The 23,215-nt window shown below is 73.2% G+C and carries 24 protein-coding genes; 13 read left to right on the plus strand and 11 right to left on the minus strand.

Annotated elements, in window-relative coordinates:
* Positions 1–48 precede the first annotated feature (48 nt).
* The 6 genes from HT134_RS40745 to HT134_RS40770 form a co-directional block, all read right to left on the minus strand.
* Positions 49–1,896: a sigma factor-like helix-turn-helix DNA-binding protein gene (locus HT134_RS40745; RefSeq protein WP_175605857.1), complete on the minus strand. Its 1,848-nt coding sequence runs from the start codon at positions 1,894–1,896 to the stop codon at positions 49–51.
* Positions 1,897–1,948: 52 nt separating this feature from the next.
* Positions 1,949–3,769: a UvrD-helicase domain-containing protein gene (locus tag HT134_RS40750; protein ID WP_175605858.1), complete on the minus strand. Its 1,821-nt coding sequence runs from the start codon at positions 3,767–3,769 to the stop codon at positions 1,949–1,951.
* 6 nt (positions 3,770–3,775) lie between these two features.
* Positions 3,776–6,076 carry a hypothetical protein gene (locus tag HT134_RS40755; RefSeq protein WP_175605859.1) on the minus strand — a complete coding sequence of 767 codons (2,301 nt, stop codon included), beginning with the start codon at positions 6,074–6,076 and terminating at the stop codon, positions 3,776–3,778.
* Positions 6,077–6,231: 155 nt separating this feature from the next.
* Complete coding sequence (locus HT134_RS40760) at positions 6,232–6,987, minus strand: class I SAM-dependent methyltransferase (RefSeq protein ID WP_246366439.1); 756 nt, start codon at positions 6,985–6,987, stop codon at positions 6,232–6,234.
* 121 nt (positions 6,988–7,108) lie between these two features.
* Complete coding sequence (locus tag HT134_RS40765; RefSeq protein ID WP_312888808.1) at positions 7,109–8,170, minus strand: ABC transporter substrate-binding protein; 1,062 nt, start codon at positions 8,168–8,170, stop codon at positions 7,109–7,111.
* 16 nt (positions 8,171–8,186) lie between these two features.
* Entirely contained in the window at positions 8,187–8,417 is a 231-nt protein-coding gene (locus tag HT134_RS40770; RefSeq protein ID WP_175592702.1) for a putative acetyltransferase, read from the minus strand.
* A gap of 104 nt (positions 8,418–8,521) precedes the next feature.
* Here HT134_RS40770 and fdxA point away from each other — a divergent pair, with 104 nt between their 5' ends.
* The 3 genes from fdxA to HT134_RS40785 all read left to right on the plus strand — a co-directional run bounded on the left by fdxA (position 8,522) and on the right by HT134_RS40785 (position 10,786).
* The gene (gene fdxA, locus HT134_RS40775) at positions 8,522–8,848 is read left to right on the plus strand and encodes a ferredoxin (RefSeq protein ID WP_106240826.1); all 327 of its coding nucleotides are present in this window, start codon (positions 8,522–8,524) and stop codon (positions 8,846–8,848) included.
* Positions 8,849–8,968: 120 nt separating this feature from the next.
* Positions 8,969–10,039 (plus strand): succinyldiaminopimelate transaminase, encoded by a 1,071-nt coding sequence (gene dapC / locus HT134_RS40780; protein WP_175605861.1) that lies wholly within the window; start codon positions 8,969–8,971, stop codon positions 10,037–10,039.
* Positions 10,040–10,144: 105 nt separating this feature from the next.
* A complete protein-coding gene (locus HT134_RS40785) occupies positions 10,145–10,786 on the plus strand; it encodes a DUF4178 domain-containing protein (protein WP_246366440.1) in 642 nt (213 codons plus the stop codon).
* Between the two features lie 46 nt (positions 10,787–10,832).
* Here HT134_RS40785 and HT134_RS40790 read toward each other — a convergent pair whose 3' ends face one another.
* A complete protein-coding gene (locus tag HT134_RS40790; protein WP_312888809.1) occupies positions 10,833–11,663 on the minus strand; it encodes a hypothetical protein in 831 nt (276 codons plus the stop codon).
* A 37-nt stretch (positions 11,664–11,700) separates the two neighbouring features.
* Here HT134_RS40790 and HT134_RS40795 point away from each other — a divergent pair, with 37 nt between their 5' ends.
* The 4 genes from HT134_RS40795 (at position 11,701) to HT134_RS40810 (ending at position 15,309) form a co-directional block, all read left to right on the plus strand.
* Positions 11,701–12,534: a 2,3,4,5-tetrahydropyridine-2,6-dicarboxylate N-succinyltransferase gene (locus tag HT134_RS40795; protein ID WP_175605863.1), complete on the plus strand. Its 834-nt coding sequence runs from the start codon at positions 11,701–11,703 to the stop codon at positions 12,532–12,534.
* Complete coding sequence (gene dapE / locus HT134_RS40800) at positions 12,534–13,589, plus strand: succinyl-diaminopimelate desuccinylase (RefSeq protein ID WP_175605951.1); 1,056 nt, start codon at positions 12,534–12,536, stop codon at positions 13,587–13,589. Before HT134_RS40795 ends, dapE begins: the two co-directional genes overlap by 1 nt.
* 305 nt (positions 13,590–13,894) lie before the next feature.
* A complete protein-coding gene (locus HT134_RS40805; protein ID WP_175605864.1) occupies positions 13,895–14,692 on the plus strand; it encodes an LOG family protein in 798 nt (265 codons plus the stop codon).
* 32 nt (positions 14,693–14,724) lie between these two features.
* Positions 14,725–15,309, plus strand: coding sequence for an LOG family protein (locus HT134_RS40810; protein WP_175605865.1), 585 nt, complete (start codon positions 14,725–14,727; stop codon positions 15,307–15,309).
* A gap of 107 nt (positions 15,310–15,416) precedes the next feature.
* Here HT134_RS40810 and HT134_RS40815 read toward each other — a convergent pair whose 3' ends face one another.
* Entirely contained in the window at positions 15,417–15,698 is a 282-nt protein-coding gene (locus HT134_RS40815; protein ID WP_175605866.1) for a hypothetical protein, read from the minus strand.
* 28 nt (positions 15,699–15,726) lie between these two features.
* Here HT134_RS40815 and HT134_RS40820 point away from each other — a divergent pair, with 28 nt between their 5' ends.
* The gene (locus HT134_RS40820; protein ID WP_175605867.1) at positions 15,727–16,425 is read left to right on the plus strand and encodes a hypothetical protein; all 699 of its coding nucleotides are present in this window, start codon (positions 15,727–15,729) and stop codon (positions 16,423–16,425) included.
* Between the two features lie 5 nt (positions 16,426–16,430).
* A complete protein-coding gene (locus HT134_RS40825) occupies positions 16,431–16,994 on the plus strand; it encodes a DNA-3-methyladenine glycosylase I (protein WP_217708967.1) in 564 nt (187 codons plus the stop codon).
* On the opposite strand, the gene HT134_RS40830 is transcribed toward HT134_RS40825, so the two are convergent.
* Both HT134_RS40830 and HT134_RS40835 read right to left on the minus strand, forming a co-directional pair.
* Positions 16,981–17,757, minus strand: coding sequence for an enoyl-CoA hydratase-related protein (locus HT134_RS40830; protein WP_175605869.1), 777 nt, complete (start codon positions 17,755–17,757; stop codon positions 16,981–16,983). The two genes, HT134_RS40825 and HT134_RS40830, sit on opposite strands and share 14 nt — an antisense overlap.
* The gene (locus HT134_RS40835) at positions 17,754–18,530 is read right to left on the minus strand and encodes a PaaX family transcriptional regulator (protein ID WP_175605870.1); all 777 of its coding nucleotides are present in this window, start codon (positions 18,528–18,530) and stop codon (positions 17,754–17,756) included. Before HT134_RS40835 ends, HT134_RS40830 begins: the two co-directional genes overlap by 4 nt.
* Before the next feature lie 178 nt (positions 18,531–18,708).
* Here HT134_RS40835 and HT134_RS40840 point away from each other — a divergent pair, with 178 nt between their 5' ends.
* Both HT134_RS40840 and HT134_RS40845 read left to right on the plus strand, forming a co-directional pair.
* Positions 18,709–18,876, plus strand: coding sequence for a DUF3117 domain-containing protein (locus HT134_RS40840; RefSeq protein WP_020545024.1), 168 nt, complete (start codon positions 18,709–18,711; stop codon positions 18,874–18,876).
* A gap of 76 nt (positions 18,877–18,952) precedes the next feature.
* Positions 18,953–20,362 carry a leucyl aminopeptidase gene (locus HT134_RS40845; protein ID WP_175605871.1) on the plus strand — a complete coding sequence of 470 codons (1,410 nt, stop codon included), beginning with the start codon at positions 18,953–18,955 and terminating at the stop codon, positions 20,360–20,362.
* Positions 20,363–20,425: 63 nt separating this feature from the next.
* Here HT134_RS40845 and HT134_RS40850 read toward each other — a convergent pair whose 3' ends face one another.
* The gene (locus tag HT134_RS40850; protein WP_175605872.1) at positions 20,426–21,064 is read right to left on the minus strand and encodes an O-methyltransferase; all 639 of its coding nucleotides are present in this window, start codon (positions 21,062–21,064) and stop codon (positions 20,426–20,428) included.
* Between the two features lie 161 nt (positions 21,065–21,225).
* Here HT134_RS40850 and sigE point away from each other — a divergent pair, with 161 nt between their 5' ends.
* Together sigE and HT134_RS40860 are read left to right on the plus strand one after the other, a co-directional pair.
* Positions 21,226–21,867: an RNA polymerase sigma factor SigE gene (gene sigE, locus HT134_RS40855; protein WP_175592690.1), complete on the plus strand. Its 642-nt coding sequence runs from the start codon at positions 21,226–21,228 to the stop codon at positions 21,865–21,867.
* A gap of 22 nt (positions 21,868–21,889) precedes the next feature.
* Positions 21,890–22,396, plus strand: coding sequence for an anti-sigma factor family protein (locus HT134_RS40860; protein ID WP_312888810.1), 507 nt, complete (start codon positions 21,890–21,892; stop codon positions 22,394–22,396).
* Positions 22,397–23,215: the final 819 nt, after the last annotated feature.

The raw sequence follows: 23,215 nt of genomic DNA on the forward strand, positions 1-23,215 counted from the left end.
GCGCCCACCAAGACCGGGCCCGCCCCGCGCACCGAGCGCGAACGGCGGTCAGCCGCCCAGGAAGCCGAGGATGTCGCGGTCGCCGCGTTCCCGCAGCCGGGCCAGCACCTCGTCCCGCGTCGCCGTGTCGGGCAGCCCGACGCGGGCCCCGATCAGCCGCAGCCCCTCCGCCTCGGAGGTCACCGGCGCGGTGTAGCCGATGAGGTAGAGCGCCCGGTTGAGCGGCGGCATCGCCACCGGCGCGGCCGGCAGGTACCGCGTCAGCAGCTCGCCGCCGTCGGAGACGGTCAGGAAGACGTGGTCGCCCTCGCCGGCCTTGAAGTCGGCCAGCACGTTGCGGATCGACCCCATGGTCGGCTGGTTGTGCCAGCTCACCACCACGTCACCGGACGGCGTCGAGGCGGTGAGCTGCCCGCCGGGCGCCATGCCCAGGTAGGCCGCGAACCCGGTCGGCAGCGGCGAGCCCGATCCGCGCAGGTGCTCGGCGTTGACGTCCACCCGGTGCCACCACCGCCCGTCGCGGCTGCGGAAGCTGCGGCGCGTCAGCGAGACGTCCTTGCGCGGCTGGTACGGCTCGGCGGCGCCGCCGGCGGGGGACGTGCCCGCGACCCGGATCCACCCGCGCTGGGTCCGCTCGAACCCGGGACCGCCCGAGTAGGCGCGCACCGAGCTCTCGCTGACGTCGTAGCGCGAGGTGAGGTTGGTGACGATGGTGCTGACGGACGCCTCGCCGCCGGCCCGCTCGATCTCGCGGGCGATCATCTCCCGGATGCCGAGGTACTCGTCTCCGCCCCACCTGGTCAGCCCGTACTTGTTGCGGTCCACCCGCAGGAACCGGTCGTCGGCGGTGAGCTGGTTGCGGATCCCGACGAGGCTGTAGTCCTCGCCGATGCGCTCCTGGATCTCCTCGGGCGCCAGCGGCTTGCCGTTGACGGCGAGCACGGCCTCGGCCTTCTCGTTGATGCTGCGCGGCCACGGCACGACGTGCTGCTCCAGCACGCGCAGGTGCGGCACGGACTTGATCCAGCGCTCGGCGACGTCCTCGCGCACGCCGAGCTGGGCGACCATGGCGACGGCCTCGGCGAGCGGGCGCGGCCCGTCGGTGAACAGCTGCCGGGTCTTCTCCCGCAGCTCCTCGGCGCCGCCCGCGACGAGCCAGCCCTCGGCCTGCTCGTAGCCGGTCAGCAGGGTGCGCACGAACCTCCAGGCCGGGATGCCGAGCGCGCGCAGCTCCGCGCGGTGCCACGGCACGGCCGCGGCGAGCTCGTCGGCCGGCACCGCGGAGCCGAGCCGGCCACGCAGCCAGGTGACGTGCGCGACGAGCGGCACCGCGTCGGGGCCGCCGAGCCACGCCTCCACGTGGTCGCGCAGGTCGCGCTCGATCTGCCTGATGCGCTCCCGGGTGACCGAGAAGCGCTGCGCCAGCTCGTCCAGGGTGACCCGCTGGGCGGCGTAGAGCCGGTCACGGGCGATGGCCCGCTGCCGGTCGTCGAGGGACCGGAAGAGCCCGTCGATGAGGTCGGGCAGCGGCTTGTCGCGCCGGACGGGCGCCACCGGTGCGTCGGCGACGGGTTCGAGCAGCCGCTCGAACACCCCGCCGAACAGCTTCTGCACCACGTCCTTGCCCAGCATCTCCGGCGTGCGCTCGGCCTCGGCCGGGTCGGAGAAGCGCAGCAGCGGCAGGATGTCGCCGAGGATCAGATGGCCCCAGCAGGCCACGGCGAGGTCGGCGAGGTGGCCGGCGACGCCCTGGGTGCCGATGACGGCGCAGGCGCGGTCGAGCGGGATCGCCTGCCACCACGCCTCGGGTAGCTGGGGATCTTCCACGATGGGCGCGACCTGACCAGGAGAGGTCCAGCGCACGGGTGGCGCGAGGTCGCTCAGGCTGAGATTCATTCGGGTCCAACCAACCGGCAATGGGAAGATATCCGCAGTTCAGACTATGTGCTCAGAACGACAGAAAAGGGCTGCCTCTTCCGGAGTGCGAGACGTAAAGGATCGACCTGGCCCGGGTACAGGCCACGTACAGCATGCCGCGTTCGCGCTGGAGCGCGCGGGCCCTCGCGGCGGGATCGTCGGGCGGCGTCTCGGGCACCACGCCCTCCGACACGCCGATGACCGCCACCCGCTCGAACTCCAGCCCCTTCAGGCCCTGGAACGTCGAGACGCGCACGTCCCGGTCGCCCAGCGCCCGCCGGGCGGCCCGCACCAGGGCGGGCGTGCGGGCGGCCACCGCGATCTCACCGGGCGGCACGCCCTCCTCCAGCCAGGCGCCGACGGTGGCGGCCAGGCCCGCGAGCTCCGCCTCCGGCGACTCGTACGCCAGCACCACCGGCCGCTCGCCGACGCGCTCAGCGCGCAAGCCGTACAACGGGGACATACCCTTGACCAGGCCGTCCACCGGGCCGCCGCCCCGCAGGCGCACCGCGAACGACAGCACCTCCTGCGACAGCCGGTAGGAGACCCGCAGCGCGCGCTGCTCGGCGGGGATGCCGAGCGCGCCGAGCGCCACCCGCGTGTCGCTCACCCGCTGGTGCGGGTCGCCGAGGACGAACAGGTCGTCGTGCGCGTGCGGCGCCGCCGCCCGCAGCAGCCGCCACTGCGCCGGGCCGTAGTCCTGCGCGTCGTCCACGACGATGTGCCGGTACGGCTTGCGTCCCGGGTCCACGTCGTCGAGCAGGTCACCCGTCGTCCGCGACAGCAGCCGCAGCGCCTCGTCGGTCAGCTCGGCCAGCGTGCGCGCCCCCGGCCCCATGAGCGCGGGGCGGCGGCCCTCGGCCTCGCTGACGATGCGCATGGCCAGCCGCTCGGGGTTGCCCACCTCGACCCGCTTGCGCACGGCCTCGTCGGCGATGAGCGTGTCCAGCCGGGCCGCCAGGTCCTCGCCCATGCTCTGGGAGAACGTCACCAGCAGCACCGGCCCCTTGCCCCGGGCGGCCAGATGGGCGGCCCGGTGCAGCGCCACGAGCGTCTTGCCGGTGCCCGGGCCGCCGATGACCAGCACGGGCTGCTCGTAGCGGCCGGCGCGGGCCAGCCGGTACTGCGGCGGGCGCAGGAACGTGCACCACTCCGGCGCGCCCAGCACCCGGTCCAGCTCCACCTTGTCGGCGACGAACACGGCCTGGTCCGGGCTGCGGCACAGCGCCGCGTACAGGTCCTCGGTGTCGATCTGGCGCGGCTCCTCGTCCACGGCCCGCCAGCCGTCGAGCTCCCGCCACGCCTCCGACAGCGACCCGCCGCGGGCCAGCGCCGACAGCGGGGCGTGCTGGGTGGGCGGCAGGAAGGGTTCGAGCGCCTCCACGTCCGCCTCGGTCGTGATCAGCCGGACCAGGGGCAGGGCGCGCACGTCGATGCCGAGCGCGAGCAGGTCGCCGTCACAGATCGGGTCGAACAGCCGGGTGACGCCCGCCGACCGGCGCAGCGCCGGCTCCACGCGTTCCAGCGCGTCGGCGTCCCACACCTCGACCACGCCCAGGACCGGGTTGATCCCGTACCGGTGCCGGCGGGCGTGCGACCACGCCTCCGCCTCGGGCAGCACCGTGCGCAGCCAGTACACGTCGCGCTGCCGCACCACGACCCCGCGGTGCCCCTCGCCCAGGCGCAGCGTCGCCACCCGGGAGTCCCGGGCCCCGCGCACCCGCTCGGGGTGCGGGGCGCCCGCCACGTTGAGCAGGAAACGGCGTAACGCGACCACGGCGTCCCTGCGCACCGGCTGTGCCAGTGCGCTGAGCCGCCCGGGGAGCCCGGGGCCGATCGCGAGCCGCGGCACGGCGCCTCAGTCCAGCAGGGCGAGCAGGTCGCGGTCGCCGCGCTCGCGCAGCCGGTTCAGCAGGTCGGGCAGGGCCACGGGGCCCGTCAGGCCGATCCGGGTGGCGATCACCCGGGCGGCCTGGTCCCGCGTGCCGCCCGGCGCGGTGTAGCCGACCAGGCGGAGCGCCTTGGTGATCTTCTCGGCGCCCTGTGCGGCGACCGGCAGGTGCCGGGCCCGCAGCACGCCCTCGTCCGACAGCGTGAGGAACAGGTGTCCGCCCTCCTTCGCGCCGACGTCCACCAGCAGCCGCTCCACCGACTCCATCACCGGCCTGCCGTGCCAGGTCATCGTCAGCTCACCCGCCGCGCTGCGCACCGTGCGCGTCTCGCCGGGCGAGAGCCCCAGGTAGGCGGCGAACCCGGTCGGCAGCGGGCACTCGCCGCCCGCGAGCTGCTCCGCCGTCACGTCCACGCGCAGCCACCACCGGCCGTCCGGCTGGCGGAAGCAGCGCCGCGTCTGCGAGACGTCCTTCAGCGGCTGGTACGGCTTGCCGATCTGCTGCTCGCCACCCCGGGGGACGTCGTGCTGCCCGGGTACGGGCTCGACGGCCGGGGGCTCGACGACCGGCGGCTCCTCGGCGGCGTGCTGCTCGGCGACGCCGGCGTCCGGGTGGTGCTGCCCGGAGCCGCCGTTGCTCTGCCCGGCCGGCGGCGCGGCCGGGGTGAACGCGTGGAACGCGGACGGGCCCGCCTTCCCGGGCGGCCCCGGCGGCCCGGCCGCCGCGCCGCCGCCGGGAGCGGGTCCCTGCGCGGGCCGGGCCGGCAGCGTGGCCAGCACGACCTGCCAGGCCGGGACCTCCAGCGCCTTGATCTCCTTGGTGTGCCAGGAGGCGGCGCCGATCAGCTCGTCGCGCGGCGCGGCCGGGCCGATCGTCCTGCGCAGCTCGTCCAGATGTGCCCGGAACGGGGCCGCCTCGTCGCTGCCCAGCCACCGCTCCACGAGGGCACGCAGCCCGGCCTCGGTCTCGACGATCTCGGCGGGCGGGACGGCGAACAGCTTGGCGAGCTGGTCCACGGCGGACGGCTCGTCGGTGAAGACCCGGTTCTGCGCGACGGCCCAGCTCTTGTCGTCCAGCCCGGCGAACGCGGCCTCGATCAGGCCGGACAGGTCACGCTCGGCCGCGGCGGCCGGGGGCTTCCCGGGCGCGGGGGCGCCGTCGTGCGCGGCCTCGGGCTCGGCGACCTCCTCGTCGTCCTGGGTGTCCTCGCCGCGAGGCTCCTCGGGCTCGTCGTGCGCCTCGTCGTGCGCGGCGTCACCGGCTTCCTCGGATGCCGCCTCCTGGGGAACCGCCTCCTGGGGAACCGCGTCCTGGGGAGCGGCCTCCTGGGGAGCGGCCTCCTCGGCGTGCCCGGTTTCCGCGACATCACCCTCGGCCCGCGCACCCTCAGCGTGCTCGGCCTGCGCGTCGCCGGTCTCCGGGGTCTCCGGGGTCTCCGGGGCCTCCGGCGCCTCCGGGATCTCCGCGTGCTCGGCCTCCGCGCCCTCGCCCTCGGCTAGCGCGCCCTCGGCGTGCTCGGCTTCCGTCTCCTCGGCGTCCGCGCGCCCGTCTTCCGCGCCCTCGGCCGCGTCCTGAACGGACCCGGCGTGCTCAGCCTCGGCGTGCTCGGCCGCGGCCTGCTCCGGCTCCGCGTGCTCGGCGGCGGCGTCGTCTCGCTCGGACTCGTGCGCCGCCTCCGGCTCGGGCCCTTCCGCCGCCTCCGGTTCCGGCCGCTCCACGGCCTCCGGCTCCGGCGCGTGACCCGCGGCGGGCACGGACGGAGCGGCGGGCACGGAGGGAGCGGCGGCCACGGGCGGGGCGGCCACGGCGAACGCGGCGGGCGCCTCGACCGCGTGGGCGGACGGGACCGGCGGCCCCGCCGGCACGGGGGACAGCCGGGCGAACACCGCGGAGAAGAGCGTCCCCAGCACCGCGCGCGCCTGGATGAACGGCTGGTCCACCAGCTCGCGCCCGGTCAGCGTGAGCAGCCCGGCCCACGAGCCGGCCCGGTCGAGCGCGATCGCGACGTGCGGCTCGTCGGCCTCCTCGGGGTCGAGGACGTGCAGCGCCGGCAGGACGTCGCCCACGGCGGCGGCGGGCCACTGCTCCAGCGCGACCTCCGTGAGCAGCTCTCCCAGCGCCTCCGGCCCGATGACCGCGAGGACGCGGGGCAGCGGCAGGCTGCGCCACCAGGCGTCCGGAAGGTCCGGCTGCCCGGTGAGCAGCGTGATCGTGGACGCGTCGCTCCACCTCAACGGTGGTACGAGGTCGCTCAGGCTGAAGTTCATCCCGTTCCGTTCACCGGCCCCTCACGCCGCCGTGTCGTCGCAAAGGCTCGTCAAGCTCTCATCAAAACGTGCGTATCGCGGTGCGGGCCCAGTCTCACCGCCCACGGAACAGACCATAGTCCGGCAAAACAGCCCTACGCATCATGGACTACGCATCAGCGCCGGACAGCGGCGAAGCGCAGGCGCACGTAATCCGCCATCCAGCCGGTCTCCCTGCGCAGAGCGGGAGCGGCCAGCTCGTTGACCCGCCCGAGCAGCGGGGCGACGACCTCGGGCGGCAGGCCCTCGATGACCGAGGAGGCGAACATCCGCACCCAGTCGGCGGCCCCGCCGGGGCACTCGTCGAGGGGGGTGGGGCGGTCGAAGTACTCCAGCAGCCGCACCACGAAGCCCTCCTGCTCCAGGCGGCGGGCGTACTCGGCGGGGGTGGGGAAGTACCACGGCAGATCGGGCTCGCGCAGACCGTACTCCCGCCAGGCCGTCAGCATGGCGGCGGTCAGCTCGGCGCAGTTGCCGGCCCCGCCCATCTCGGCGACGAACCGGCCGCCCGGGACCAGGGCCTCGCGGACGTTGGCGATCACGGCGGCGGGGTCGCGGCTCATCCAGTGGAGCGCGGCGTTGGAGAAGACGGCGTCGTAGGCCTGGACGACGGTGAAGTCGTGGCCGTCGCCGACGATGAAGTCGATGCCGGGGTGCTGCGCGAGCGCCTTCTCGATCATGGCGGGGGAGCCGTCGATGCCGAGCACCTCGGTGCCGCGCGCGGCGATCTGCGCGGTCAGGACGCCGGTGCCGCAGCCCAGGTCCAGCACGCGCTCCCCGGGCCGCGGGTCCAGCAGGTCGACCAGGGGAGCGCCCTGGGTGGAGACGTAGCCGAAACTGCCGTCGTAGGCGCGACTGCTCCACCGTTCCAAGCTCGGTGTGTCATATCGCAAGACGATCAGCTCACATTCTCAGACATCGGGCCCCCGTGGCCGTGCTGCCCGTTCACTTTAGAGGCTGAGCGTCGCTATGACATACCAAGTCACATCGGTCTCACCGGACGCTCTTTGTCCATTCTCTCTTCAGATAGGACTTTCCAGCGTCGGTTTGCGGGATCGTGAGGAGAACCGGCGGGCCGGGCGGTACGGGCAGCTTGGCGCCCATCTGGGTGTCCAGTTTGCCGCGCATGAGCATGGCCTCCGCGCGCGCCGGCCGGGCGTACCCGCGCAGCAGCAGGTTCTGGCCCTCGTCGGAGAACAGGAACTCCTCCCACAGCCGGGCCGCCGCCGGGTGCGGCGCGTTCTTGTAGATCGCCTGCACGTGGTACGAGCCGAGCGGCGCGTCCTTCGGGATGACCACCTTCCACCCGTCGGGGCGCTGCGCGGCGCGGCGGGCGTTGACGTGGTCCCAGGTGACGATCACGTTGGCCCGGGCCGGATCGGTGAGCCGCCCGGCCTGTCCGAGCTTGCCGAACAGCTCCACCCCGCGCCGGACGTGCGGCGTCCCGCGCTCCAGCGAGGCCGCCATGACGCCGTCGAAGGCCGCCTCCGAGCGCAGCGGGTCGCCGTCGAGCGCGACCGTGTAGCCGGGCTTGGCGAGGTCGGCGAACGAGGCGGGCGCGGGCACGCGCGGGTCGTAGCCGATCGACATGTACGACCCGTAGGCGGCGTACCAGGCGCCGGACGGGTCCTTGACGTCGTCCGGCACGTCCTGCCAGCCCGCCACGCGGTACGGCGCGAACCGGTTGGCGTGGGCGACCGCGACGTCCAGGGTGAGGTCGAACACGTCGGGTTTGAGCTGCGCGGCCGCCTGGATCTGCCGGGCGCTGCTGGCGTTCGGCTCGATCTCGTTCACCTTGACGCCGTACTTCTCGGCGAAGGTGGCGATGAGCCCGCCGTAGTTCATCCAGTCGTGGGGCAGCCCGATGACGTTGAGCGAGCCCTCCTGGCGGGCCGCCGCCGCGAGCCGGTCCATGTCGCCGAAGCCCTCCTTCAGCGACAGGGCCCGCACGTTCACCGGCGGGAGCGGCTTGGACGGCGTGCTGGTGGTGGACGACGCGCCGCACCCGGCGCTGACGAGGATGGCTGCCGCGGCGGCACAGATACGTACGGTCACACGGCGATACTCGCCGTTACGAACGCCCAGGTCGAGGAGGCGCGGCCGGTACGACGCGGGCCGCCACCAGGCTCTCCTCGGGGATCTCCACGATCGTGCCGTCCTTTTTACGCACCCGCAACACGCCGTGCTCCCACGATTCCAGCACGCCCACCGCGTCGCGGAACCCGCCGGGAACCCGCCTGCGCGTGGTGATCCGGGCGCCCACGTCGGCGCTTGTGACGGTGATCACGAGGCGAGCGGCCATGACTTTGCCACCCTCCGTTTCGGCCAGCCGACAAGCACGGCAATACTAGGGCCTAGCAAACCGCGGTCAGATTCAGCCATGTGGCGGAGAAGAAGGAGCTCGAGGTGACCTACGTCATCGCGCAGCCGTGCGTGGACGTCCTGGACAAGGCGTGCATCGAGGAATGCCCCGTCGACTGCATCTACGAGGGCGAGCGCATGTTGTACATCCACCCCGACGAGTGCGTGGACTGCGGCGCGTGCGAGCCGGTGTGCCCCGTCGAGGCCATCTTCTATGAGGACGACCTTCCTGAGCAGTGGAAGGACTTCTACAAGGCCAACGTCGACTTCTTCGAGGACCTGGGCTCGCCCGGGGGCGCCTCGAAGGTCGGCAAGATCGAGAAGGACCACCCGGTCGTCGCGGCGCTGCCCCCGCAGGGCGAGGACCACTAGCCGCCGTACGTCGCGGGTCGCCCGGCCGGGCCCGGCGCGGCGGCGTGCGCCGGTGCTTCGACGTGCCGGGTTCACGCCGTGCCCGCAGTCCGGCGGCGCACCACCGAGACCTGGAGTTCCGTGAACAACCTGCCCGACTTTCCCTGGGACAAGCTGGAGCCCTACAAGGAGCGTGCCCGCGCCCATCCCGACGGGGTCGTCGACCTGTCGATCGGCACCCCGGTCGACCCGGTGCCCCGGGCGGTCCAGGACGCGCTGGCCGGGGCCGCCGACAGTCCCGGCTATCCGCTGACCCACGGCACCGCGCGGTTGCGCGAGGCCGCGGCCGGCTGGTTGCGGCGCAGGCACGAGGTCACGGTGGACCAGCGCGACGTGCTGCCGCTGATCGGCTCCAAGGAGTTCGTGGCCTGGCTGCCGACCTATCTCGGGGCCAGGCGGGTGGTGCTGCCCGAGCTGGCCTACCCCACCTACGACGTGGGCGCGCGGCTGGCGGGCGCCTCGGCGACGGCCTCCGACGGCCTGCTCGCGCTCGGCCCCGAGCGGCCCGACCTGCTGTGGATCAACTCGCCGGGCAACCCCACGGGCCGGGTGCTGCCGGCCGAGCACCTGCGCAAGGTGGTCGCCTGGGCCCGCGAGCGCGGCACGATCGTGGCCTCCGACGAGTGCTACATCGAGCTGGGCTGGGAGGAACGCCCGATCTCCATCCTGCACCCCGACGTCTGCGGCGGCTCCCACGAGGGGCTGCTCGCCGTCCACTCGCTCTCCAAGCGGTCCAACCTGGCCGGCTACCGAGCGGGTTTCGTCACGGGAGACCCGGCGCTGGTCGCCCGCCTGCTGGAGGTCCGCAAGCACGCCGGCATGATCATGCCGGCTCCGGTGCAGGCGGCGATGGCCGTCGCGCTGGACGACGACCGGCACGCCGACGAGCAGCGCGAGCTGTACGCCTCCCGGCGCGCGCGGCTGCGGCCCGCGCTGGAGGCGGCGGGCTGGCGCATCGACCATTCGACAGCCGGTCTCTACTTGTGGGCGACGAACGGAGAAAAGTCGTGGGATCAGGTCGGCAAGCTCGCTGAAATCGGTATTTTGGTCGCGCCGGGTGAATTCTATGGATCGGCTGGGTCGCAGCACATCCGTGTCGCGGTGACCGCCACCGACGAGCGCGTCGATGCGGCGGTACGCCGGCTCCAGTAGGATCCCGACACAGCCCGCCACCCCCGGCGGGCGCGCACACGTTAATAAGGGCGTTCGCCGAGACAGACCGCGAGTGGAGCGAGCTGATCTATGAGCATGACCTCCATGGTCGTACTCGGACTGAGCATCGCCACCGTCCTCCTGCTGCTGGGGGCCTTCCTGGCCACCCTGCGCCAGGACAGGAAGGGCCGCACGGCCGAGCCGCCGGTCGAGGTCGCTCCCCTAGAGACCCCGCTGCCGGCGCCGGTGGGCGTGGTGGGGTATGCCGGGTCCGACTACGCCGACCCCCGCACGCTCAAAGTCGGTGACGGCATCGAGGTCCACGGCTCGCCCGCGCGCGTGCTGGGCGCGATGTTCATCTCGTGGCAGGGCCAGGAGTGGACCGAGTTCCTGCTGCGCGACACCGCCCGCCGCCGCCAGTGGCTGTCGGTCGAGACCCGCCAGGGCGACCCGCCGCACCTCGAGGTGTTCATGTGGACGGAGGTGCCCACCCAGGGCATGGTCCCGGCCAAGAGCATGATCGTCATGGAGGGTGTGGAGTTCTTCCCCATCGAGCGCGGCACCGCGGCCTTCCGCAGCGAGGGCGAGACCGGCCTGCCCGAGCGCGGCCTGCTCGACTTCGCCGACTACCGGGCCTCCGACGGCAGGCTGCTGTCGTTCGAGCGCATCCAGGGCGGCTCGTGGACGGCCAGCTACGCCAACCCGCTGGCTCCCGGCTCCATCGCCGTCGTCAGCCGCGCTCCCTGAGCCCGCCCGGCCGGCACCTGGTTTCGAGTCCGTCCGGCCTGTCCGGCTACGACAGCTCCACCCGGGTGGTGCCCGACCTGTCGCCGGTCGTCCAGCCCTCCGCCTTCATGTCGTTCTTCCACACCGCGCCGCCGAACCCGACGCGGCTCAGCCCGTACTTCTGCGCGTACGCCACGGACCAGGCGGCGATCAGCCACCCGCGGCGCGTGCTGGTGACCGCCGGGTCGCCGAGCGCCCGCGCGAGCTGGCGGCGCGCCTCGGCGGTCCTGGGCTTCGGCGGCGCCGTCTGGCCCTTCGCCGGCGGATACCAGCAGTGGAGGGCGCGCGGCACCCGGCCGGTGAACGCCGCGGCGAGGATCTTGGCGTTGTCCTCGTGCGGGGCGTAGGCGTAGCCGCCAGCCGAGCGCTGCACCTCCTGGGCGGCCTCGGCCAGCGGGATCTTCCGGTAGTCCTTGACCTTGACCAGCGCCGCGAAGAACTTGTTCGTCGCGTAGACGGGGTCCATGAGCTGCTTCTTCCTGCCCCAGCCCTGCGACTCGCGCTGCTGGAACACCCCGACCGAGTCGAGGTCGCCGTAGGGGAGGTTCCTGAGCTTCGTCTCCTGGAGCGCGGTGGCGTACGCGATCACCACGGCCCGCTCGGGCAGCCTGCGGCGTGCCGCGACGGCGGCGATGGTGGCGGCGATCTGCGCCTGCTCGATGTCGAGGCTGAGGTCGTCGTCGGGCGTGGAGCCGCGTACGACGCAGTACGCGTCCGGGACCGCCAGCGGCTGCGGGACCTTCTTGAGCAGGTTGTACAGGCCCACGGAGATCGCCACCGCGAGCACGACGACGATCGCGGCGATCGTGATGACACCGCGGGAGAAGCGGACGCGCACTCTGGAAAACCTACCCGGCCGGATAAGCTCCGTGGCCATGAGTGACCAGAGCCGGCCGTCCCCGATGGCTCCGGCGATCGACGACCTGTGGGAGCGGCGCGCCGAGCTGTCGCCCCGCGACACGGAGGCGCGCGCCGCCGTGGTGAACGCGATCGACCTGCTCGACACCGGCAAGGCCCGGGTGGCCGAGCTGTCGGGCGGCGAGGTGGTCGTGGACGAGCGGGCCCGGCGGGCGATCCTGCTCGCCTTCAGGGTGCTCGGCATGGCCCGGACCCAGGTGGGCGACTTCCAGCACAACGACCGGGTGCCGCTCAAGACCACGTTCGACGGGGTCCGGGTGGTGCCCGGCGCCATCGCCCGCTGGGGCTCCTACATGGCGCCCGGCGTGGTGCTGATGCCGTCGTTCGTCAACATCGGCGCGTACGTCGGCGGCGGCACGATGGTCGACACCTGGGCCACGGTCGGATCGTGCGCCCAGATCGGGGCGAACGTGCACCTGTCCGGCGGCGTGGGCATCGGCGGCGTGCTGGAGCCGCCCGGGGCGCTCCCGGTGGTCGTCGAGGACGACGCGCTGGTCGGCAGCCGCGCCATGATCGTCGAGGGCGCCCGGGTGGGACGCGGCGCGGTCATCGGGGCGGGGACGATCCTGTCGGCGTCCATGCCGGTGATAGACGTGGAGACAGGAGAGGAGCTGGCGCGCGGCCGGGTGCCCGACTGGTGCGTGGCCGTCGGCGGCACCCGCCAGAAGGAGTTCCCCGGCGGCACGTTCGGCCTGCCGTGCGTGCTGGTGATCAAGCGGCTGGAGCCGGGGCAGCGGCACGACAAGGCGGCGCTCAACGAGGCGCTGCGCGAGCACGGGGTGAACACGTGATGCTGGACCTGACCCAGGACGTCCGCGACCTGACCGCGGCGATCGTCGACATCGAGTCGGTCAGCGGCGGCGAGCGCGCGCTGGCCGACGCGGTCGAGCTGGCGCTCGGCGCGCTGCCGCACCTGAAGGTCGAGCGGTCCGGCGAGACGGTCGTCGCCCGCACCGCGCTCGGGCGCGGCGAGCGGGTGCTGATCGCCGGGCACCTCGACACGGTGCCCGTCCACGGCAACCTGCCCAGCCGCGTCGAGGGCGACCTGCTCTACGGCTGCGGCACCTCCGACATGAAGGCGGGCGTCGCCGTCGCGCTGAAGCTCGCCGCGGCCCTCCCGGCGCCCAACCGCGACGTCACGTACGTCTTCTACGACTGCGAGGAGGTCGAGGCCGAGCGCAACGGCCTCAACCGGATCGCGCGCGACCACGCCGACTGGCTGGCCGCCGACTTCGCGGTGCTCATGGAGCCGACCGACGGCGTGATCGAGGGCGGCTGCCAGGGCACGCTGCGGGCCGAGGTCGTGGTCAGGGGCAAGCGCGCGCACAGCGCCCGGTCCTGGTTCGGGGTCAACGCCATCCACGGCGCCGAGGCGGTGCTGGCCCGCCTGAACGCCTACCAGGCCCGGCGGCCGGTGGTCGACGGGCTGGAGTACCACGAGGGCCTCAACGCCGTGGGCGTGCGCGGCGGGGTCGCGGGCAACGTGATTCCCGACCTGTGCGTGGTCACGGTCAACTACCGGTTCGCGCCCGACCTCACCGAGGAGCAGGCGCGGGAGCACGTGCGCGAGGTCTTCGACGGGTTCGAGATCGAGTTCACCGACAGCGCCCCCGCCGCCCGGCCGGGCCTGACGCACCCGGTGGCGGCGGCCTTCGCCGCGGCCGTGGGCGGCGAGCCGCGGGCCAAGCTCGGGTGGACGGACGTGGCGCGGTTCTCGGCGCTGGGCGTCCCGGCCGTCAACTACGGCCCCGGCGACCCGAACCTGGCGCACCAGCAGGGGGAGTACGTGGCGCTGCCGAAGATCGTGGAGAGCGAGCGGGCGATGCTCGCCTGGCTGTCGGCCTGACCGCGGCGCCCAGCCCTGCGGAAGACCCCGGAACGTGAAAGTGGCTTTCCTCGCCGGCCATTTGGCGGGGAAAGCCACTTTCAGTCCCGAGCAGCACCCTCGGCAGTTAGACGCAGGGGGGTCGAAATCCGGTTCCCTCCTTTTTTCATGATTTTTTGCCGCTCCCCGGATGGCCGTTGACCTGCTATTTTGCTGGAACGGCCCGTCCGTGGGCCGTTCACGGCCCGGTCCACGGGGAGGTGAGCCGGCGCCGCAGGGCACGGCCCCGGCTCCAGGGGCACCGAAGGAGGGCTAGCGTGATCCGCATGGACACGACGCGTCGCGAGCGCCGCCAGGGCCAGGCCGTGGTCCGTGGCAAGCTCGTCCCCGAATCCACGCACGACCAGCGCCTGCTCGACCGGCAGGGCCCGGCCGACTGGGTCCACATGGACCCGTGGCGGGTGCTGCGCATCCAGGCGGAGTTCGTCGAGGGCTTCGGCCAGCTCGCCGAGCTGCCCCGGGCCGTCACGGTCTTCGGCTCGGCCCGCACCCCCGCCGACTCCCCCGAGTACGCCATGGGCCGCGCGCTCGGCCGGGCCATCGCCGAGGCCGGCTACGCCGTCATCACGGGCGGCGGGCCGGGCGTGATGGAGTCGGCCAACCGCGGGGCCACCGAGGTCGACGGCGCCGTCTCGGTGGGCCTCGGCATCGAGCTGCCGTTCGAGCAGCGCATGAACGACTACGTGGACCTCGGCATCGAGTTCCGCTACTTCTTCGTGCGCAAGACCATGTTCGTGAAGTACTCGTGCGGCTTCATCGCCCTGCCCGGCGGCTTCGGCACGCTGGACGAGCTGTTCGAGGCGCTCACGCTGGTGCAGACGCACAAGGTCACCTCGTTCCCGGTCGTGCTCATGGGGTCGGAGTTCTGGGGCGGCCTCATCGACTGGATCAAGGGCACGCTCCTCGGCACCGGGAAGATCGCCGAGCAGGACCTCGAGCTGATCACCGTCACGGACGACGTGGACGAGGCCGTGCGCATCATCGTGGACTCCGACCGGGCGCGCTCCCGGCAGCGCGAGGAGGAGCTGGAGGCGGTCGCCAGCCAGCCGGCGGAGCCACAGTAACCCCCATAAATCAGCGTTTAAGCTGTCATGTCGTGAATGTCTGTGTGTTCTGCGCCTCCAGTCAGAAGATCGACCCCAAGTACGTGGAGCTGGCGACGGACGTCGGCACCGAGCTGGCCAGGCGCGGACACACCCTGGTCAGCGGCGGCGCCATCGTCTCCTGCATGGGCGCCGTCACCGCCGCCGCCCGCGCGGCGGGCGGACGCACGATCGGCGTGATCCCGCAGGTGCTGGTGGACGTCGAGATCGCCGACCGCGACTCCGACGAGCTGATCGTCACCCCCGGCATGCGCGAGCGCAAGGCGGCCATGGACGAGCGGTCCGACGCCTTCCTCGTGCTGCCGGGCGGCATCGGCACGCTGGAGGAGCTGTTCGAGATCTGGACGGCCCGGGTCCTCGGCATCCACGACCGGCCGCTGGTTGTCCTCGACCCGTGGGGGCTGTACGCCTCGCTGCGCGGGCTCGTGGAGCACATGTACGACGAGGGGTTCACCCGGGCGAACGTCTTCGACGCCATCGCGTGGACGTCCTCGGTGGAGGAGGCGCTCGACCACATCGAGGGTCGCGCCCGCCCGGTGCGCCCGACGGCCGAGGAGATCGGCGAGGCCACCGGCTGAGCCGCCCGGCCGCGGGCTCCCCGGATCAGGGCACGGCGGGCCGGGGCCTCGAGGCTCAGGCTCCCCGGATCAGGGCACGGCGGGCCGGGGCCCCGAGGCTCAGGCTCTCAGGCCAGTGCGCGGCGGGCCAGCGCCGGGGGACGCCGGCCGGCCAGGGAGTCGGTCATCTCCAGCGCCTGGCGTACCTGCTCGGTGTGTTCGGTGACGAACACTCCCGCGCCGTGCCAGCGGTAGACGGCCGCGGCGGCCAGCGCCGCGTCGAGCGGCGCGGGCAGCGTGACCAGCACGGTCGCGCCCGCGCGCGCCAGCGCGGCGGCCTCCGCGGGCGAGCCGGCGGGAGTCCAGGAGGGGTCCGGACGCGCACCGGGTGCGACAACTGCGGGACTCATGCCTCGATGGTATGAGTACGATGCCCATGTGCTGGTCATTCTCGCCATCGCCGCGCTCGCGATCCTGGCCTGCGTGGTGCTGGTCTCCCTCGGCAGGGGCGGTGAGCTGACCGAGTTCCCGCCGGACGTGCCGCCCCTCGACCTGCCCGAGGCCGGGCGGCTGACGGCGGTCGACTTCATGGCCCTCCAGCTTCCGGTCAACCTCGTCGGCTACCACACGCAGAGCGTCGACGAGACCCTGCGCAGGGCCGCCAGCGCGATCAGCGCGCGCGACACCCGCATCGCGGTGCTGGAGCAGCGGGTCTCGGAGCTGATGTCGAGCCGTCTGTACGCGCGCCAGGAGCTGTACGCCTCGCCGGGCGGCGCTCCCCGCACCGACCACGAGCCCGAGGGGCCGGCCGAACTGCCCACGCTGCCCGAGAACGGTGACCCCGTCGCCGCCGCCCCGGTGCTCGCTGAGCAGCCGGAGAGCGCCGAGCAGCCGGAGAGCGCCGAGCGCACCGAGGACCCCGAGCCAAGGAACGACGAGAGCGTCGAGACCGGCCACAGCACCGACGGCGACGCGCCGAAGAGCACCGAGACCGATCACAGCGACGAGAAGGACGAGAAGGACGAGAAGGACGAGCAGGGCGAGAACGACGTGCACGACGTGCACGACGTGCACGACGAGGGCGAGGAGCGGCCGGTGCGGGCCGCGGCGGGCAAGGACGGGGACGAACGCGCGTGACCGACATGATCCGGTGCACCTGGCCGGGCCTGGCCGACCCGCTCTACACCGCCTACCACGACGACGAGTGGGGCCGTCCCGTCCACGGTGACGACAAGGTCTTCGAGCGGGTGGCGCTGGAGGCGTTCCAGTCCGGCCTGTCCTGGCTGACGATCCTGCGCAAGCGGGAGAACTTCCGCGCCGTCTTCGACGGCTTCGCCATCCCCAAGGTCGCCGCCTACACCGAGCAGGACGTCGAGCGGCTGCTCGCCGACGCCGGGATCGTCCGCAACCGCGCCAAGATCGAGGCCGTGGTCAACAACGCCCGCGTCGCGCTCGACCTGCCCGGCGGCCTGTCCGAGCTGGTGTGGCGGCACGCCGATCCCGACTCCCCGGTGCCGCGGACGATGGCCGACGTGCCCGCCGTCACGCCTGGTTCGAAGGCGCTGGCCAAGGAGCTGAAGCGGCACGGCTTCCGGTTCGTCGGGCCGACCACCGCGTACGCGCTCATGCAGGCGATCGGCCTGGTCAACGACCACATCGAGGGGTGCGTGGCGCGCGAGCGCGAGAGCGCGCTCAGCGGCCGCTGAACGACGGGCGCTCCTTGGCCAGGAAGGCCCGGGTGGCCTCCCGGTGGTCCTGGGTGGCGGCGCACTCGTCCTGCAGGACGGCCTCCATCTCCAGCGCCTCCGGCAGGGAGTGCGTGGCGGCGTACGCCAGCGCCCGCTTGGTGGCCGCGTACGCGCGCGTGGGGCCCTGGGCGAGCCCTCCCGCGAGCTCGGCGGCGGTCTTGAGCACGTCGTCCGGCGGCACCACCCGCGTGACCAGCCCCAGCTCCAGCGCCCGCGCCGCGTCGAGCGGCTCGCCGAGCAGCATCAGCTCGGCGGCGCGTCCGGCGCCGACGAGGCGCTGCAGCGTCCACGACGCGCCGGAGTCCGGCGCGAGGCCGACTCCCGAGAACGCGAGCGCGAACATGGCCTTCTCCGAGGCCACCCGCAGGTCGCAGGCGAAGGCGAGCGAGGCGCCTGCGCCCGCGGCGACCCCGTTGACGGCGGCCACCACCGGTTTGGCCATGGTGGTGACGAGCTCGACCATCGGGTTGTAGTGCTCGCGCACGGTCCCGGCGAGCCCGCGTCCCGCCTCCAGGTTGGCGGCGTGCTCGCGCAGGTCCTGCCCGGCGCAGAAGGCCCGGCCGGAGCCGGTCAGCAGCACCGCGCGCACCCCGTCGTCGCCGGCCGCGCGGCGCAGCGCCGCCAGCAGGGCCGACTTCACCTCGGCCGTCAGCGAGTTCATCGCCTCCGGCCGGTCGAGGGTGACGGTGGCGACGGCGTCGGACACGTCATAGCGGATCACGGCAGCTCCCTGTCGACGAACGCGGCGGCTGAGGGCAGCAGGCGGGCGGCCTCCTGCTCGAAGTACGCTCTGGCCCGCTCGCCGGGCCAGCCGGGCGGCAGCAGCTCGGGCGGCAGGCCGGGGTCGCGGAAGAGGAAGTTGCGCCACCCGTGCACGAGCCTGCTCCTCGTCGCGAACACCCGGTCGTCCGGCGCCCCGTCCGGCAGCGCCCCGACCAGCGTGGCAGCCTCCGACAGCCACCGCTCGTACGCCTCGCCGACGGCCGCCAGATCCCAGGCCCGCGCCACCAGCTCCCGCGGGTCGCCCTCCAGCGCCGCGTCGAACCGGTCGGCCCGCAGTCCCTCGCTCGCCAGCAGGTGGTCCACCTCGCGGGAGGAGCGCGGCCCGACCCAGGTCGCCTCCGACAGCGGCGCGTAGCCGAGAAAGGCGAGAACGGCCTTGACCCGCTCTCTACGCGGCCGATCCTTCACCGGCTCCAAAACGATCAGATGCCACCGGCCCTGCCAGGACGGCGTTCCCTCTCGGTAAATTCTCGACGCGGCGTCGTCCAGTCTTCTGACGCACTTGGACGTGAGCCCGTAGCCGGCTCCCTGCGGCAATCTGACGGGCTCCAGCCAGCCCTGCCGGACCATGCGGGAAACAGCGGTGCGCACGGCCGGAGCGGCGATCTCCAGCGGTTTCATGAGGCGCACGAGAGCCGCCACGGAGGCCCGTCCGCCGCGTGGGCGCAGGTGGTCCCCATAGAGGTCGAACAGGGCAGCTCGTGCGTGCACGCTGTCCAGTTTGGACGCCTTCGCCACCCTCGACAACGCATTCTGGGAGGAGATCGTTACCCATGAGCGCTCGCGATGCGGGAGAATAGGACATCACAGAAGACGTGAATACCGCCCTCCCTGGCGGGCGGACTAAAATCGCGGGCCGCGGGAGCCCAAGGCAGGAAGGGATGCACGCATGGCGGCGATGAAGCCGCGGACCGGCGATGGTCCGCTCGAGGTCACCAAGGAAGGGCGCGGCATTGTCATGCGGGTGCCCCTCGAAGGTGGCGGCCGGCTCGTCGTGGAGATTTCCGCTGACGAGGCGAAGGCGCTCGGCGAGGCGCTGAAGAACGTCGTCGGCTGAAGCTCCCGAGGTAGACCTGTCCCACGGCCCTGGCGTATCCGCGCGCCAGGGTCGCTGACGTTCGAGGAGAAGTTCCGTGCCCATTGAGACCACTGCATCGGTGGTCGCCGGCGTCCCCGACGGCGCCGAGCTGCTGGCCGTCCCCTACACCCCCGAGCTGGTCCCGGTGGTCGAGCTCGACCTGCCGGTGCCCCTGCCCGGCCTGCTGGCCCACTACGAGGCCAAGGGGGAGGCCGGCGAGATCATCGAGGTCCCCGTGGCGCGGGAGGGCGGCGTCGGGCGCGTGCTGCTGTACGGCGTCGGCGACGGCTCGCCGAAGGCCCTGCGCAAGGCGGCGGCCGGGCTCACCCGCAGGGTCAGGGGCCGCGAGGAGCTGACCGTGGTGGTGCCCGAGGGCGACGCCGCCGCGTTCGCCGAGGCCGCGCTGCTCGCCGCCTACTCCTTCCGCATCGGCGCCCCGGGCAAGAGGCCCGTGCGCGCGCTGCGGTTCTGCTCCGCCGACGAGCGGGCCGTACGGCGGGGCGAGACCGTCGCCCAGGCCGTGGCGCTGGCCCGTGACCTGGCCAACACGCCGGCGTCGGTCAAGACGCCCACCTGGCTGGCCGAGCGCGCCGGCGAGCAGGGCGTGCCCGTGCGGGTGTGGGACGAGGAGCAGCTCCAGGCGGCCGGGTTCGGCGGCATCCTCGCGGTCGGCCGCGGCTCGGCCAACCCCCCTCGCCTCATCCAGCTCTCCTACGCTCCCGAGGGTCCCGCCGAGCGCCACGTGGTGCTGGTGGGCAAGGGCATCACGTTCGACTCGGGCGGCCTGTCGCTCAAGCCGACCGAGAACATGAAGACGCAGAAGACCGACATGGCGGGCGGCGCCGTGGTGATCGCCGTCATCGGGGCGCTGGCCCGGATGGGCGCCCCGGTCCGCGTCACCGGCCTGGTCGCGGCGGCCGAGAACATGCCGTCCGGCACCGCCCAGCGGCCCAGCGACGTCATCACCCACTACGGCGGGCGCACGGTCGAGGTGCTCAACACCGACGCCGAGGGGCGGCTCGTGCTGGCCGACGCGCTCGCCTACGCCGACGCCGAGCTCGACCCCGACGCGGTCGTCGACATCGCCACGCTGACGGGCGCCATCAGCGTCGCGCTCGGCCGTAACGTCGGCGCCGTCTACTCCACCGACGACGACCTCGCCAAGGCGCTGCTCGCGGCGGGCCGCGACAGCGACGACCGGCTGTGGCGGATGCCGCTCATCGACGAGTACGCGCCCGCCCTCGACTCGCCGATCGCCGACCTGGCCAACGTGGAGAGCGGGTCCACCTACGGAGCCGGGTCCATCACGGCGGCGCTGTTCCTGCGGGAGTTCGCGGGCGGGCGCCCGTGGGCGCACCTGGACATCGCCGGGGTGGGGCGCAGCACCGTGGACGAGGGCATCCTGACCAAGGGAGCCACGGGGTTCGGGGTGCGGGTCCTGCTGGAGTGGCTGACCCGCGGGTGACCGCACGCCTGTGTGACCCGCCGCGCGTGACCGCTCGCGCGGCGCCGCGCCGGCCGGGTGACGCTAGCCGGCGATCTTGACGGCGGCGAGCAGGCCGTCGCCCAGCGGCATCAGCAGCGACCGGAGGCGCTCGTCGCCCTGCACGAGCTTGCCCAGCTCGCGCAGGGCGACCGTGTCGGGGTCGCGCTGGGCCGGGTCGGCCACGCGGTCGTGCCAGAGCGCGTTGTCGAAGGCCACGATGCCGCCCACGCGCAGCAGCCGCACCGACTCGGCCAGGTAGTCCGCGTACTCCTGCTTGGCCGCGTCGGCGAAGACCATGTCGTAGCCGCCGTCCGACAGCCGGGGCAGCACGTCCAGCGCGCGGCCGCTGATCAACCGCACCCGGCCGCCGGCGAAGCCCGCCTCAGCGAACGCCTGCCGCGCCAGCCGCTGGTGCTCGGGCTCGACGTCCACGCTGGTCAGCGTGCCGTCGGGGCGCATGCCGCGCAGCAGCCAGAGGCCCGAGACGCCGCAGCCGGTGCCGATCTCGACGACCGACTTGGCGTTGAGCGCCGTGGCGAGGAAGCAGAGCGCCGCCCCGCCTCCGGGAAGGATGGGCACCGCGCCCATCTCCAGCCCGCGCTGCCGCGCCGCGCGCAGGATCTCATCCTCGTGATGGAACTGCTCCGCATAGGCCAGAGTGGCCTCCGCCTGACTGGTCATCGGCCTCCTCCCCCCACTTTCGTGCGATTGGTCACCGATCGCAGCCTAGGGGAGTAGCGCCGGGACGGGAACTCAGGAGCACCCTGAGGCGTTGCAGGTTTAAACGGGCTTTGCCGGTCCGGAAGGCAGGCAGTGCGCATGAAGGGACGAAACCAGGCACTATGGCGGTAGCGGTGGTCCCAGAGAGAGGAGTTCTGGTGGACGAGAGCGACCACCAGGCCGATGCTCCCGTGTCTGATTGGACTCCTCCCACCTGGGAGGAAGTGGTGCGGACTCACTCCGCGCGCGTTTATCGGCTGGCTTACCGCCTGACCGGCAACGTCCATGACGCCGAGGACCTCACCCAGGAGGTCTTCGTACGGGTCTTCAGGTCGCTGTCGAGCTACACGCCCGGGACGTTCGAGGGCTGGCTGCACCGGATCACGACCAACCTGTTCCTCGACATGGCGCGGCGCAAGCAGCGCATCCGCTTCGAGGGACTGGCCGACGACGCCGCCGAGAGGCTGCGCGGCCGCGAGCCGTCACCGGCGCAGGCGTTCGACGACGCCCACCTCGAACCCGACATCCAGGCCGCGCTCGACGCGCTCGCCCCCGAGTTCCGGGCGGCGATCGTGCTGTGCGACATCGAGGGCCTGTCGTACGAGGAGATCGCGGCCACGCTCGGGGTCAAGCTGGGCACGGTCCGGAGCCGAATTCACCGTGGCCGGGCGCAGTTGCGCGAGGCGCTCGAACACCGGGCCCCCCGACACTCACAACTCCCCCCGCCAGCATTCCCGTCGGGGCCCCGTGGGGAGGAAGTCTGATATGTCGCATCTTGGAGAGCGCGTGAGCGCGCTGGTCGACGGCGAGCTCAACCACGCCGAGCGTGACCGCGCGCTGGCGCATCTGACGTTCTGTGCCGACTGCAGGCGGGAGGTCGAGTCGATGCGGGCGCTGAAGTCGCGCCTGCGCTCGCTCGACGAGCTCGCCATGCCGGCCGACCTGACGATGTCGCTGCTGCGGATGGCCGAGCCGGGCGGCCCGCTGCCGCCCCGCGAGCGGCCTTTCCCGGCGCGCACCTTCGGAGGTGTCCCGCTGCCGGGCCCTCATACCATCGCGCCCCTGGACAACCGCCCCCGCAGGGACGCCAGTGGCGGCGCTTCCGGCCCCGGCCGCCGGGGTAGGCGGCGCGGCACGTACGTGGCCGTCGGCGTCGTCTCCGCCGCCGTGGCCCTCGGCACCTTCTTCGCCGTGTCCGGCGCCGGGCAGAGCAACACGCCGCCCCCGGTCGAGCTCTTCCGGCAGAACACGCCCGCCTCCTCCCAGGCCACACCGCCCACCGCCACGCCCTGACCGGGACACGACGGCCTGGGATACTCGATGGCGTAGTCCATGGCGTCGGGGGCATACGATCGGAGTTCGGGGTTTTGGAGGGGAACCGCCGGTAGAGGCGTGGTTCCTGACCATTGCTTTACGACTCTCGTATGCCGATCGCACCAGGATTGCGGTGTCGAGCAAGGAGTGGTGAGACGTAGATGACCGACGAGACGCGCCCGGGCGAAGGACGCATGCCGTCGGACTTCCCTGCGCCGCAGGGGCGCCCGGAGTTCCTGCCCGCGGACGGCCAGGCCGACCGGCCTGGCGGCGGGCCCGGGGCCCCCTCGTCGGCCGCCCAGGGACCGTGGGGCTCACCCTCCGACCCGTCGCCGGCTTCCGAGGACCCTGAGGGCTCCGAAGGCGCCGGTAACTCCGGGGGCCCGGGAGGCCCTGGGGGTTCCGGGGGCGCGCAGGGTGGCTGGCGGGCCCCGTCGGGTCAGCCGGGCGGCGCGCCGGTCTCCAACTCTCCCGAGGGGCCCTACAGCGGCCCCTCGTCGTCCGTCGGCTCTCCGCAGGGCCCTCATGGCGGCCCCTCGCCTTCCTTCGGGTCTCCTGAGGGTTCGCCCGGCGCCGCTTCGCCGTCCTTCTCCTCTCCTGGGGGATCCCCGGGCGGCCCCTCGCCCTCCTTCGGCTCTTCCGGTGACCGGGGTGCCGGCTCTTCTGACGAGCGCGGGCCCGGCGGGTCGCCGTTCCAGGCGGCCACGGGAGACGCCGCCCCAGGGCACGGCCCCGGCGAGGGCGCTCCGGGTGAGGGCGGTCCCGGCGGTGGTTCCGCTGGTGGCTTCAGTGGCCCGG

It is taken from the genome of Nonomuraea rhodomycinica (assembly GCF_013363995.1).
GTDB classification, from domain to species: Bacteria; Actinomycetota; Actinomycetes; order Streptosporangiales; family Streptosporangiaceae; genus Nonomuraea; species Nonomuraea rhodomycinica.

Excerpts from the sequence above, each read along its gene's own strand:
- HT134_RS40770 (WP_175592702.1), bottom strand. The coding sequence starts at position 8,417 with ATGGCCGCTCGCCTCGTGATCACCGTCACAAGCGCCGACGTGGGCGCC.
- HT134_RS40755 (WP_175605859.1), bottom strand. The coding sequence starts at position 6,076 with ATGAACTTCAGCCTGAGCGACCTCGTACCACCGTTGAGGTGGAGCGAC.
- HT134_RS40785 (WP_246366440.1), top strand. The coding sequence starts at position 10,145 with ATGGTCGTACTCGGACTGAGCATCGCCACCGTCCTCCTGCTGCTGGGG.
- HT134_RS40795 (WP_175605863.1), top strand. The coding sequence starts at position 11,701 with ATGAGTGACCAGAGCCGGCCGTCCCCGATGGCTCCGGCGATCGACGAC.
- sigE (WP_175592690.1), top strand. The coding sequence starts at position 21,226 with ATGGCGGTAGCGGTGGTCCCAGAGAGAGGAGTTCTGGTGGACGAGAGC.
- HT134_RS40840 (WP_020545024.1), top strand. The coding sequence starts at position 18,709 with ATGGCGGCGATGAAGCCGCGGACCGGCGATGGTCCGCTCGAGGTCACC.
- HT134_RS40805 (WP_175605864.1), top strand. The coding sequence starts at position 13,895 with ATGGACACGACGCGTCGCGAGCGCCGCCAGGGCCAGGCCGTGGTCCGT.
- HT134_RS40825 (WP_217708967.1), top strand. The coding sequence starts at position 16,431 with ATGATCCGGTGCACCTGGCCGGGCCTGGCCGACCCGCTCTACACCGCC.
- HT134_RS40815 (WP_175605866.1), bottom strand. The coding sequence starts at position 15,698 with ATGAGTCCCGCAGTTGTCGCACCCGGTGCGCGTCCGGACCCCTCCTGG.
- dapE (WP_175605951.1), top strand. The coding sequence starts at position 12,534 with ATGCTGGACCTGACCCAGGACGTCCGCGACCTGACCGCGGCGATCGTC.
- HT134_RS40850 (WP_175605872.1), bottom strand. The coding sequence starts at position 21,064 with ATGACCAGTCAGGCGGAGGCCACTCTGGCCTATGCGGAGCAGTTCCAT.
- HT134_RS40745 (WP_175605857.1), bottom strand. The coding sequence starts at position 1,896 with ATGAATCTCAGCCTGAGCGACCTCGCGCCACCCGTGCGCTGGACCTCT.